The organism is Paenibacillus lycopersici (assembly GCF_010119935.1).
In the GTDB taxonomy this organism is placed as follows: domain Bacteria; phylum Bacillota; class Bacilli; order Paenibacillales; family Paenibacillaceae; genus Paenibacillus_Z; species Paenibacillus_Z lycopersici.
In genome coordinates this window covers 3,092,664-3,105,048 of sequence record NZ_CP048209.1, presented here as the reverse complement: position 1 = coordinate 3,105,048, position 12,385 = coordinate 3,092,664, and the positions used below count along the sequence as shown (strand labels likewise).

Sequence of the window (12,385 nt, the reverse complement as noted above, 5' to 3'; positions counted from 1 at the left end):
CCTCCCATCTCGTCAATTGTAGTAGAACACTTTTCTGGACACCAGGATGCCTACGATTATGAGAACGACGCTGATCACGGCGGTGTAGATCCACGACATCGCGGCGCTGAGACCGAAGTTCTGCGCCTGGAAGGCCGTGCTGTAGATCGTTGTCGTCACTTGGCTGTTCGTGAACGAATCGATAATCGTATAGATGATGTTCGTCAGAATGAGCGGGCTGACCATCGGGAACGTGATCTTCCAGAACGTCTCGTACGCCGTCGCGCCTTCCATCTTGGCGACCTCGTACATCGAGATGGGAACGGATTGCAGCGCCGCCAGGAAGATCAGAATTTGCACGCCGGAGCTCTTGATGATCTCGTAAATCCGCTGTACGGCGCTGATAATGTACTCGATAAACCACATCGGAAGTCCCGCGTCCGACAGGGTGAACGCAAGCGACAGCGGGTCGAAGCCGTTCTGCTGCTGGCCGAGCTCCTTCGCGATCTCGGAGCTGCCGGTCAGTTGGATGAGGCCCGACGTTTGCGCGGCCGCGATGGCCCCGGACGCCAGAATGACCGGCAGGAAGAAGATCGCGCGCGCGAACGGGCGTCCGACGAACTTGGTGTTCAGCAAGGCCGCCGTGAACAAGCTGAAGAACAGGATCATCGGCACGTTCCATGCCATCTCGGACAGGGACTGGGTCAGAATGCGGTTGAAGTTCGGATCGACCGACAACGCGTTCTTGAAGTTTCCCCAGCCGATGAAGTCCAGCGTGTAGCCGCCTCCCGGCGAGATCTTCATATCGCTGAAGCTGAAGTGGATCGATTGGAACAGCGGCGTCGCGAACAGGAAGACGAAGCCGAGAAGCCAAGGCAGAATGAATAGGATGCCGAGAAGCGAGCGTTTCTGCGATAAGGTCAATCGTTTCAAGTTCACTGGCCGTCACCACCCACGGTATAATTTTTCGCGCCGATTCGAACGTTGTTCACAGTGACCGGCTGATCCGTATAGTTCACATAAATCGAAGTCCCATTGCTGTAACGCACCTCGGCAACGCCCGGCATATGCTGGACATGCTCCGTGATCGTCTGATTCTGCAAGCCGGCAAGCACGCCGTTCAACTTGCCGTACAGGTCCGCCGCATCCTTGAGCCAATCCGAATAATGCGTCGAGAACAGCGTTTCGTAAGTCGTCAGCTTCAGCTTGGACGACGATTCGTACGACCAGAAGAAATGCGGCGCCGTGCCGTACTCGAGCGAATGCAGCAGATGGTACGTCAGATCCTGCTCGTCGTCCAGGTTGATCGGATCGCCCGCGTAATCCATATAGCCGTGGATAACCATTTCATAGAAAGGAACGACCGCGTCCTCGATGCTGAAGGAGCTGGAAGACGTCGGCACGTTCAGCAGCTGATCGGCGTATTTCAACGCGTATTGATTGCCGCCGGTCATCATGACGTTCGGATAGCGCTCCTCGATCTTGCCTAGCTCCGCGGACACGATGTTTTTGGCGACGTCGCGGAATACGACCCTGCTTACGCGATAATCGGCCGTGAGCGTATCGCCCAGATCGCGCAGCGCGACGGAATCCATCTTGTATTTCTTGTAGCTGTCGACGAAGCGGTCGACGAAGTAAGGAAGCTTCGCCGGCGAGAGCAAATAGAAGGATCCCCATTCGGTGTTCATCGCATTGAAGGCGCGGTCGTACGGCTGGAGCAGCGCCTGCTCTCTCGTTACGAACCGGGCCGCGTCGGAAGCCGGCTTGAAGTCGTGGTTCTCGCGAAGCACATGCTGGAACGCCACGTCGGGATACAGATTGCCGCCCATCGCTTTCAACTGCTCCGCCAGCTTGGCGAGCTCCGACTTGCTGCCCAACTGGCCGTCGAGCTTGACGGTCTCCGGAATTTTGTGATCGATTCCTTCATTAAACCAGCCGACGTAGCGCATTTGCACGTTGGACATGCCGGCATTCTTGATTTCGGCCGCGATCCGGCTCGCTTGTTCGATCGTCGTCATCGGCATCAAGCCTTTATACGGAACGCCGAGGAACGATTTGCGTTTGTCCACCGCTCCTAGCAGGTCGACGTAGAACGGCAGCTCCGCTTTCGCTTTCAGCGGCTTCAGCACGCCTTCCTTCACCAGATTGTTCCGGTACAGCGCGGCCATGCCCGAGTACGAAGCCTGGTCGCCGGAGAGGAAGTTGTACCGCACCTCGATATCGCCTTCGAAGCGGGCGTCGGTCAGCAGCTGGAATTCGTCGACCTTGTTGCCCTTGTACAGCTCGAGCTCGTCTTCGCCGCGGATGGCGAAGCTGGCGTACGCGCTGTTGTACGAGTTCTTGCGGCCGCTAATGTCGGCGTTGATGCTGGCGATGCCTTCGCCCTTCTCGATCGTGGCGAACCATGCTTCGTCGCCCGTCTTCATGCCGAATACCGGCAGCCGCGCAGCCTCGGCGATTTGGCCGCGCCGTTTCGAATTGTCGTTCTCGTCGTCGCCGTATACCCGCTGGACGTAGATCTCTTCCTTAACCTTGCCGTTGTTAAGGTTGATCAGGCTGCCGGAGCCGTCGGGAACGAGCATATACCCTTTGTCTTCCGTGGTTGCCGCGCCGAAGAAATCAAGCAGCTCGACCGAACGGATCTGATAGCCCTTGCCTTCCTGGATATCCTTCACCGGCACGTGAACGAGCAGCGAATCGCCGTCAAGCCGGTACTCGACCGGTATCGTGAAATTCGGCTTGGTCGAAGCGCTGCCGCCGGACGCGCCGTTCTCGTCGTTGTCCGCCTTCAAATCCTCCGCCGTGTAACCCGCCTTCTCGAAGGCATCGAGCATTCGCTTGAGCACGAGCGCCCGCGATACTTCCGCATCCAGCCGTTCGAGCACGTCAGGATTATTATCCAGCGGATAATACCGGTTCGTGACGTAGGCCGCAGACTTCTCGTCCAGCTTGCTCAGCACCTTCTCTTCGAGCCGTTTCTTGCTGATCCGCTTCGGCAGCGCGTCGATCCCGAGCGACGTATCCCCGATCGTATACGTGATCCGCACGCCGTTCTCGATGCCCTCCGCTTTGAATTGTTTGCGCTGGATGCTGTCCGTGAAGTTGGTGATCTGCCCGAGCGTTCCGATCGAATCGCGGTAGTTCAGCGTGACTTGCGCGGCCAGCCGGTCTTTCTCGAAGGGCGACGCTTTGGCATCCGAGCCGATATCCCCCGGATTGCTGTTCCAGATCTTGCCGGTGGCCAGATTGACGACGGCGATATCGGTCGTATCCGGATTCATGTAGAGCGCGAGCGCATCCGTCTTCGCAACCAGCTTCATGCCCGGAACGGCGTTCGGGCCGGCCGCCAGATACTTCAGCTCGGTCGCTGCGGCAGGCTTCATGTCCGATCGCGCAAAAGCAGCTATGTCCGCGGACGGCGCGCCTTTCGTATACGCGCTATAGGCGAACGCCCCGATGCCGACGATCCCGATACAAGCCAGCGCCGCATACCATTTTGTTCGTCTATTCAAAGGTGCGGCCTCCTTTAGGTCCGGAATATGATTTCGCGATAAACGTCGTAGATGAACCAGTACAGCTGCGAACCGAGGCTGAACGCCAAGGTGGCGATGAAGACGACGAATCCCATGGCGACTACGGTCAGCACCATCGTCAGCACCGTCTTGGCCGGCGTGTATTGATGGACCGTCATGATCCCGACGAACAGCAGGATGACGAACCATAAGCTCGAGATGCTGTTCAATAGATAGTAGAACGCCGTCTCCTCCTGCGTCATGAACCGGCTGACGAACGTCATCGGCAGGTTGATGAGCACGATCGGCAGCAGGGCATACCCGGTCGCCATCACGATCTCTTTGAACTTCCCTTCTCCTTCCATGAGCGTCGTAATCGACCAATTCGCGACGCAGAACAATAAGAAAGGAAGCACCGTGAACTGCAGATCGTCAAGGCTGTTCAGCGAACGCGGATCGACCATGTTGACGAGAAATCCGGCGAATTGCTTCTGCAGGATGGTCGTAAGGACGACGGCGAGCAGGATGATCAAGGCGACCTTCATTTTCCCTTTGCCCTCGTATTTCATATCCCAGAACCCGTCGAACGGACGCACGATCAGATGGAGCGGAAACTTAAGAAAGTCCTGCTTCACGTTTCACAGCCCTCCTTCTTATGACTACTCTTGCTATGCGGTACGCGATGAACGCGATAAGGAGCGAGAGCACGATGGTCATCGCCGTGCCGAACTGTTCTTTCAGCACTTCCCGGCGATAGCGCTTGTACGCGACCGAATAGTTCTTGCGGCTCATGCCGAGCTTGAAGTATTCCATCGCCTTCTCGTTCTCCTTCTGCATCAGCAGCGATTTGCCGATGCCGAGGTAGGCGATCTCGTAGTTCGTGTTCAACCGGAGCACGTCGCTCCATAACTTGACGGCAACGTCGTCATTGCCGTAGTAATGCTCCGTCGTCGCCTGCTGAACCAGCGTGCCGAATTCGGTCGGCCGGAAGACGACGATGTTGTTCTTGCCGCTGTCCAAGACGGCCAGCTTATCGCCGATCTTCTCGACCGCGGCAGGATTATTGAAGACCCCCAGCTGATTGCCCCGTCCGCCGAAGGCGTACAGCAGATCGCCTTCATCGTTATAGGTGAACAGCCGCGCGCGGTTGCTGTCGAGCGCGACGTACATGCCACCGCCCAGCACCTTGATATCCGTGAACTTGGACGGACCGGAATTGTTGCCGAACATCCGGAAGCGGATATCGCCCTTGACCGCCCAATAGCCGAGACGCTTGAGCACGTCGTCGCCGGACGGATTCAGCCGCTTGATCGGCGTATCGGACGTGATATCGATCGCCGTCGCGTACACGAAGCCTTTGCCGTCGATATCGATATTCGAGAATTCGGTCGGGATGAACAGCTGCATTTGCGCCTTCTGCGCTTTCGTGGACAACGACTTCCATAGCCGGTCCCAGATCGTAGGCGTTACGTTAATCGTACCGACGTAGCCCATGAAATTGTTCTTGTCGTCGAACTGCATGATCCCTTCGAACACGCCGCGCGCCACGACGAATACGCGCCCCGCCGCGTCGACCGTTACTTTGAGCGGGACAAACTTGAAATCCGCGGGCAGGATGTCCGATTGCGGATTCGCGACAACGCGAATCAATTCGCCCTTGCCGGATAGCACGACGACGCGGTTATTGTCCGTATCCGCCACGTAGATCTCTTGGTTCTCGGATACGAACAGCCCTTGCGGAGCCGCGAACCCGTCTTCCTTGCCTTTGTTCCGGAACGTCTTGATGACGCGATCCACTTGCATGTCCGGATTCAGCACGATGATCCGCGCGTTGCCGCTGTCCAGAATGTACGTCGTGCCGTCCGTCGTCACGTACATGTCGTTCGGCTCTTTGAAATCGCCGACGCCCAGACTTGCGCCCGTAATGGCGGTATCCGGCAGATAGGGGGCTGGCAGCGGCGATGAATCCCCGTAGTAATCGTACGTATAGGCTTCGTACGGCGAAGCTGCCGATGCCGCCGGAATGCCGACCGAAGCCGCTAACGATAGAATTGCGATTAGCAGCAAGACCCTCTTCAATTGCACGCTTCCACCTCCCCTAGTCCTTCATGCCGGACGTCGTCATCGTTTCGATAATGCGGCTTTGCGACACCACGAACAGCGCGATCGGCACGCTCATCAGAATCAACGCGACGGCCGAGCCGACGCCGGCGCGAGCGATGCCGCCGAAGATGATCTGGTTCGAGGCGTAGTGAAGCGTCTTCAACTGCTCGCTGTAGATGAAGCCGTTGCCGTCCGTGCCCCACAGCATCTGGAACAGCAGAATGACGAGCGTGAGCCAGGCCGGCTTCACGTTCGGCATGACGATTTGCCAGAAAATCCGGTATTCGTTGGCGCCGTCGATCTTCGCCGATTCCAGCAGCGCGTCGGGAATTTGCTCCATGAACTGCTTCATTAAATAGAGGCCCAGGGAGAACGCGAAGGCAGGCACGATAACGGCCCAATACGTATCGATGAGCCCGATCCAGGACATGACCATGTAGTTCGGAATCGCCGTAACCTGCGGCGTGAACATCAGGGAGAGCACGACCACCGTGAAGATGATCCGCGATCCCGGAAATTTATGCTTCGCGAGCGGATACGCCGCGGCCGAGGCCAGCAGCACGTGTCCGACGACGCCCATGCCGGTAATGAAGAACGTGTTGAAAATATACCGCGAGAACGGTACCCAGGATTGACCGAGCAGCGTCATCAGATCGATGAAGTTGCTCGTCGTCGGATGCCGGACGAACAAGGTCGGCGGGAACAGGAAGATTTCGTCGAGCGGCTTGAACGCCGCGTTGATCGCGTACACGAGCGGCAGCGCCATGAAAGCGGCGACGGCTGCGAGAAAAATAAACATCCAGAACGTTCCGGCGAACGAACGGTTTACCCTTTTCTTGCGAATTGGAAGCGCTAACCTCATCGGACTATTCCCCCACCCTCCTGAGAAGTCGTTGAACGACCAGGTTCGTGCCCACCATCAAGGTGAACAGCACGGTCGCGATCGCGGATGCGTAGCCCATCTCGAATCGGATCGTACCGAAGTCGATCAAGTGCGTGACGATCGTTTCGGCAGCGTAGTTGACGCTCGGGAAGCCTGCCAGATAGATCGACACGTCCGCGATAGCCAGGGACGAGGTGATCTGAATGACCGCGCCGAACATCAGCTGCGGTTTCATCGAAGGCAGGGTAATGTACCACAGCTCCTGCCAGCGGTTCTTGATCCCGTCGACGGCGCCCGCTTCGTACAGCGTCTTGTCCACGGTTTGGAGACCCGCGATGAAAGCGAGGAAGCCCGTGCCGAGACTGAGCCAGAGCTGGACGAGGATGATGATCGGCATGATGTATGCCTCCGTCTTCAGCCACTGGATCGGGTCGAGCAAGACGCCCATCTTGATCAGGAAACCGTTCGCGATTCCGTAACGGTCCCCCGAGAAGATCATCTGCCAGAGGAAGTAGACGTTCCCCGAAATCGAAGGCGCGTAGAAGATCAAGGTCATGAACGCGCGCAGCTTCGGCCGAAGATCGTTAATGATCCAGGCGAAGACGAAACACGCGATATAGCTGAGCGGCCCCGTAATGACCGCGAAGAGGATGGTGTTCTTGATCGCAATCAAGAACACGTCGTCTTCCAGGAACAGCCGGGAATAATTCTGCCATCCGATAAAGCGAGGGAATTGCAGCATGTTGAAGTACGTAAAACTGATAATGACGGACATGACCACGGGCAGTACGGTGAAGACCGCAAAGAGCAGCATATAAGGAGACATCAGGATATAAGAATGCTTATGCGCTTTGATCTCCTGCCATTTGATTGCCCACCAGCTTGACGTCTTCGCCGCTGGCTTCCCGGTTGTCACGGTCACTGAAGGCTGACTCGGTGTACCGATCGTTGACACATGGATCCCTCCTTATTCCGTCAGGCCGAATTCTTTGCGCTTGGCTTTGATCTCGTCTTGAATGTATTGGGTATAGTCCAGAATCGCTTCGCGCGCTTCCGTATTCTTCTCGACGACGACTTTCAGGAACGCGTTCTGAAGATGGCGTCCGGTGAAGTAACCGCCCGGTACCTCCGGCACGCCTCGAACGTATTCGAACTGCGCTTTGAGGTTCTCGTAGTCGGCTACCGGCCAAGGCAGGCTGTCGAGCGCTTTGATGTTCGCCGTCGGATAACGCGCGGAAGCTCCCATGAGCGCCTCCATCTCCCGGCCGAAGCTCGTCTGCGTCTTCTCGCTCGTCCACCATTTCATGAAAGCCCAGGACGCGTCTTTGTCTTTGGCGCTGTTCATCATCAGCGTACCGTTGCCTGTGCTGGGCGTGTCTCTGCGAATCGTGCCGTCGGCCTGCTTCGTGCCCGGAATCGGAGCGAATCCCCACATGCCGCGAATTTCCGGCGCGAAGACGGTGAGCTGGTTATAGGTCGTGTAATCCACGACGCCGATCGGCATTTCGCCCGTACGGAAACGGTTAGCAAAATCGAATTCGCGTTCCAGCTTGTAGTCGCTGTACAAATCCGTCCATTCCTTGAACGTTTCCACGCCGGTTCTCGAATCCAGATCGGACTCCTTGCCGCCGTTGCGGTAGAATTGGCCGCCGTTCTGCATGAGCAGCGAGCCGTAGATCGAGTTCGGCGGAATGTTCTGGCCCGGCACCGGCACCGACGTTTGCGGAACGGTGATCGGCATGCCGAACTGCATGCGGTTCTTGCTGAGAACGGTCAAGATCTTGTACACGTCGTCCCAGGTTTGCGGCACCTCGAGACCGAGCTCCGCGAGCACGTCCTTGCGGTAGAAAAGCATGTTGAACGTTTGCGTCTCCGGCAGCGCGTACACGCCCTTCTCGTACGTGTACGGCACGAGCGCGCTATCCCGGAACCGCTTCGCCACTTCCGGATAATCGGAGAACTGCGTCAGATCGGCTGCCGCGTCGCGCATCGCGTAGTTGACCGGAATATCGTTGCTGATCTGCATCGCGACGTCCGGACCGCGGCCGGCCAACGTCGCCGGCAAGAGCGTGTTCATCTGCACGAGCTTCAAGTTCACGTTAATGCCCGTTTCCGGCGTAAACGTTTCATCGATCATCGCTTTCAAGGTATTGGCCTGGTCGCGGCCGCTGCCGATCCAGACGGTAATCGATTTCTGATTCTTCTCGTCGGAATCGTTGCCGATCTGGTTGTAATCGATAACGAACGAATACATGAACGTCGCTAGTTCATGCTTCAGCTTGGAGAAGAAGCCTTCGCCGGACGACGGAAATTTCTTATCCGGCGAAGCGACGTAGATTTCATCGAGCTGCAGCGGCATCTCGATCGCTTTCTGCAGCCAGGTGCCCAGTCCGCCCGCGTTGCTCTTGAACGCGGCAAGACGGCGCGGAATCGTATCGGGGTCCTTCACCAATTCGTTCAACTGCAGCGCCATCGTCTTCAGAAGCGCCTCGGAATCGCTGCTCCCGCCCGACAGCCGCTTCAGTTCCTTGCTGACGGCGGTCAGCCGGTCGCTCTCGGTACGGAACGTTTCCAACATTTTGGGCACTTGCTTATCCAATCGGTAATCGCGGTATTTATCCGGCGAAGCGCCGGTAATCATAATGATTTTGCGATACATGGCATTGAGATTGTACAGACTCTCTTTCACTTCGCGGATGAGCGGCGCGAATTCGCCAAGCGTGTCTTCCATGCGAATGATGTTCTTGCCCTTCTCCAGCTTGAACAGGTACGGCTCGTCGCCGCCCATGACATCGATGCGGTAACCGTTCTTGTAGCGGAACGGAATGCGTTCGGCTTCCCTGAACGGCACCTCGCCGTTAATCAGCAGCCGCCGCGTCGAATACAGCCCGCGCACGAATTCCTGCTTCGACTTCATGCCGATTTGGTAAAGACCCGCTTCCGGCACGTCGACTTCCCATTCGATCCACTGCCCGGGCAGACGCCAGTTATAGCCGCCGATCGTATTGACGCGGATCAGCTTCGGGCTGTACGGCGTGACGGCGCCTGTCGAGCGTTCCGTCTGCGGATAGAGCGTCGGCGACGACTTCGCAATGGCCGCCTCGCCCTGTACGGTGATCAGCTGGCCGCCGGTTTTCTTCAATCCGTCCTGCTCGTACCGCTTCAGCGTTTCCTCATATGCAGCAGGCTGTTTCTCTTGATACAGCTTCACTTGATGGATGACCATCGGCTCGCGCTGCGAAACGAAAGCAATCGTATGCTGACCGGCGCTCAAATAAAATTTGAACGGATCGGCATAATAACCGTCCGAATCTTCGAGTATCGCCTCGCGCCATGCCGGTTTCTCGATTTGCTCCGGCCGCAGATCATTGCCTTGATTGTCCTGTTTGATATGATCAAGCTCGTTATCCCACACGCGGTCGAACTGCAGATAGGACGCTTCCGTGAACGGTACGGCGCCGTCGATCTCGAGCGAACGTTCGATGCTGGAGCTCTTGCCTGCGATCGGGAAATACTGCAGCCCGATGTTGTAGAAGCCCGCTTGCTTCACATCGACGTTCCATTCCACGCGTCCTTGCTCGCCGGTCTTAAGGGATGAGCCGGTCATGCCCTCGTAATTGTCCAGCTTCCCGAAGCCTTCCCCCTCCGTCTTGGCGTAATTGGAGGCATCCAGGATGATTTCGCCGTCCGCGAAGACAGCGCTTGCATTCTTCGCCAAATATTCCGCGTAATCACCGCGTCCGTCCTGCTGCGTCGACCAGGCGCTCTCGTCGAATTCCGACCGGCTTCCGGCGGATGCCGTTCCGTCATTGCCCGTCCGCGTCCATACGACGAGCAGCGCTGCCGCGATGACGACGCATGCCGCCGTCATCATCCATTTCTTTAGCCGTTTTCTCCCTTTCAATGTCAGCCCTCCTAGGCGGCGACTTGATCTGCGGAACAATCAACCTGACGGCGATAAACTGCGCATATGCGCCTATCGCCCTGCCTGCGCATAACAAACCTATCAAAACACCAAACACCGTACGGGCATGTTTGATATGTATTATCGATTTCGCCTGCCGCTTGTTAGGACCGGTTTGAATAGAAAAGGAGGGTTGTACCGGCACATCCGGCCTCCCCTCCCTTCAATACCTTTTCGAACCTTATTTCAATTTGGCAAGAGCGGCTTCTGCAGGCGCTTTGTACTTCTCGACGGTTGCGGATACGGATTGGTTCTTCTTGATGATGTCGTCCATGACCGAGAACCAAGGATAATCGGCAACGCCTTCTTCAAGCGAGATACGGCCCGTGCCGTTGATGTGCTGAATCGCCATATCGATGTCCTGCTGGTTTTTGAAGAGGGCTTCCAAGCCGTTCTGGCCGAGATATTCTTCGGTCGAAGGCAGGTCTTGCAGTTCTTCATAGATTTGATACACGATTTGCGGATCCTTTACGCCCTTCGGAATGACCCAGCCGTTCTGGGCGGTATTGGCATACGTGTACTTGCCGTCGCCGCTCGGGCCTTGCGGATTCGGTACGACGCCGACTTCGAACGGCAGACCGCCGACGTTCCAGTCGAAGTTCGAGGTCATCGCAACATCGCCGTCCTTGAACGTGTTCACTTCATCCCAGCTGTTCTTGTCGCCTTTCTTCACTTTGACGACGTTCTCTTTATTATAGAGACGGTTGATGAATTCCAGCGTTTCGATCATCTTCGGATCCGTAAAGCCGACCGTCAGATCGTCGTTGACGAACAACGCCCCGTTCGTTACGCCGAAGTCGCGCGCTGCGCCCGGCGCCCAGTCCGCGAAGCCCCATGTGTCCGGCTTGCCGTCATTGTTCGTGTCGGTCGTGGCTTGTTTCGCCACCTCCAGGAATTTATCCCATGTCCATTGGCCGTTCGCGTACAGCTCTTGCGGGTCCGGCAGGCCCAGCTTCTTGAACAGGTCGCGGTTGTAGAACATGCCTACCGTCGATACGCCCTGTCCGCCGAAGAAGTACTCGTCGCCCAAAATCGGAGGAAGCTTGACCGTGTGTTTCTGTTCGTTGTTGATATCGCTGGTGCCTTGCGTGTATTGGCTGAGAGGAAGGATCAGGCCTTGTTTGATCGGCGCAAGCGCCCGCTTGAATTCAAGAATGGAGATGTCGGCCATTGGCGTTCCGGCCAGCGCGGATGTCGTGAACTTATCCATGTATTTATCGAACGGAATGTTATCGTACTTGATCTTGACGTTATACTTCTTCTCGACCTCGTGCAGCTTGTCGAGCGCTTTCTTCGAATCGGCCGTATCGCCCTGCGGCGTTCCGTCCCACCATGCGGAGATATGAATTTCTCGCCCGTCGAGATTGACCGCTGCCGGCGCCGCTGCATCGTCGGCCGCAGCCGCGTCATTGCCGGCAGCGTCATTGGCAGGCGCGGCATTGTTGCCCGTTGCTCCCGCGTTGTTGGTCGCGGCGTCGCCGGCGCCGTTATTACTGGCAGCGTTGCCACCCGAGTTGCTGGTGTTGTCGCTGCTGCTGCCGCACGCCGTCAATGTGACCATCGTAGCGGCTAACAACAATGTAAGTGCTTTCATATTTTTCATTCGCAAAACAACCTCCCGTTTTTTTATGAGCATTTCTTCTCTGCTCCGGCAAGGTCCACCGGTTTACGTGTTGCGTTTTTCTTTACCTAACAGCTTCGTAACCGTTTTCAATTTTAGCTTTTTAGTATTCCGCCATCACCACCGGTTTGCGAAGTGTTAGATGACTTACATGTCAATAATAGCATCCGCAGCTAAATTCAGTCAATTAGGTTTTTGTAATATCCACAACATTTTTGCAACATAATTGAAATTTGTTTTTATTTTGTTATGTTAAGGGTTGCGGCGTTCCATAACCGATGCGCAGACAAACAAGAGCCGTCCCCTTTCAAGTCATCTGTTTG

General features: G+C 56.5%; 8 protein-coding genes. All 8 read right to left on the bottom strand.

Going from position 1 to position 12,385, the window contains the following annotated elements:
• Positions 1–12: 12 nt before the first annotated feature.
• The 8 genes from GXP70_RS13805 to GXP70_RS13770 all read right to left on the bottom strand — a co-directional run bounded on the left by GXP70_RS13805 (position 13) and on the right by GXP70_RS13770 (position 12,044).
• A complete protein-coding gene (locus GXP70_RS13805) occupies positions 13–918 on the bottom strand; it encodes a carbohydrate ABC transporter permease (RefSeq protein WP_404822339.1) in 906 nt (301 codons plus the stop codon).
• Positions 915–3,491, bottom strand: a complete 2,577-nt coding sequence (locus GXP70_RS13800) for a DUF5696 domain-containing protein (protein WP_162357350.1) — start codon at positions 3,489–3,491, stop codon at positions 915–917. The genes GXP70_RS13805 and GXP70_RS13800 overlap by 4 nt, the downstream gene beginning before the upstream one ends.
• A 14-nt stretch (positions 3,492–3,505) precedes the next feature.
• On the bottom strand, positions 3,506–4,126 hold the full coding sequence (locus GXP70_RS13795) for a Yip1 family protein (protein WP_162357349.1): 621 nt from the start codon (positions 4,124–4,126) through the stop codon (positions 3,506–3,508).
• Entirely contained in the window at positions 4,107–5,576 is a 1,470-nt protein-coding gene (locus GXP70_RS13790; protein WP_162357348.1) for an NHL repeat-containing protein, read from the bottom strand. Before GXP70_RS13790 ends, GXP70_RS13795 begins: the two co-directional genes overlap by 20 nt.
• 13 nt (positions 5,577–5,589) lie before the next feature.
• On the bottom strand, positions 5,590–6,456 hold the full coding sequence (locus GXP70_RS13785; RefSeq protein WP_162357347.1) for a carbohydrate ABC transporter permease: 867 nt from the start codon (positions 6,454–6,456) through the stop codon (positions 5,590–5,592).
• Positions 6,457–6,460: 4 nt separating this feature from the next.
• Positions 6,461–7,348 carry a carbohydrate ABC transporter permease gene (locus GXP70_RS13780; RefSeq protein ID WP_404822358.1) on the bottom strand — a complete coding sequence of 296 codons (888 nt, stop codon included), beginning with the start codon at positions 7,346–7,348 and terminating at the stop codon, positions 6,461–6,463.
• Positions 7,349–7,444: 96 nt separating this feature from the next.
• Positions 7,445–10,351, bottom strand: a complete 2,907-nt coding sequence (locus GXP70_RS13775) for an extracellular solute-binding protein (RefSeq protein ID WP_162360469.1) — start codon at positions 10,349–10,351, stop codon at positions 7,445–7,447.
• 271 nt (positions 10,352–10,622) lie between these two features.
• A complete protein-coding gene (locus tag GXP70_RS13770; protein WP_162357346.1) occupies positions 10,623–12,044 on the bottom strand; it encodes an ABC transporter substrate-binding protein in 1,422 nt (473 codons plus the stop codon).
• Positions 12,045–12,385 lie beyond the last annotated feature (341 nt).

Coding starts and splice junctions, on each gene's coding strand:
- GXP70_RS13770 (WP_162357346.1), bottom strand. CDS start 12,044: ATGAAAAATATGAAAGCACTTACATTGTTGTTAGCCGCTACGATGGTC.
- GXP70_RS13785 (WP_162357347.1), bottom strand. CDS start 6,456: ATGAGGTTAGCGCTTCCAATTCGCAAGAAAAGGGTAAACCGTTCGTTC.
- GXP70_RS13775 (WP_162360469.1), bottom strand. CDS start 10,351: ATGATGACGGCGGCATGCGTCGTCATCGCGGCAGCGCTGCTCGTCGTA.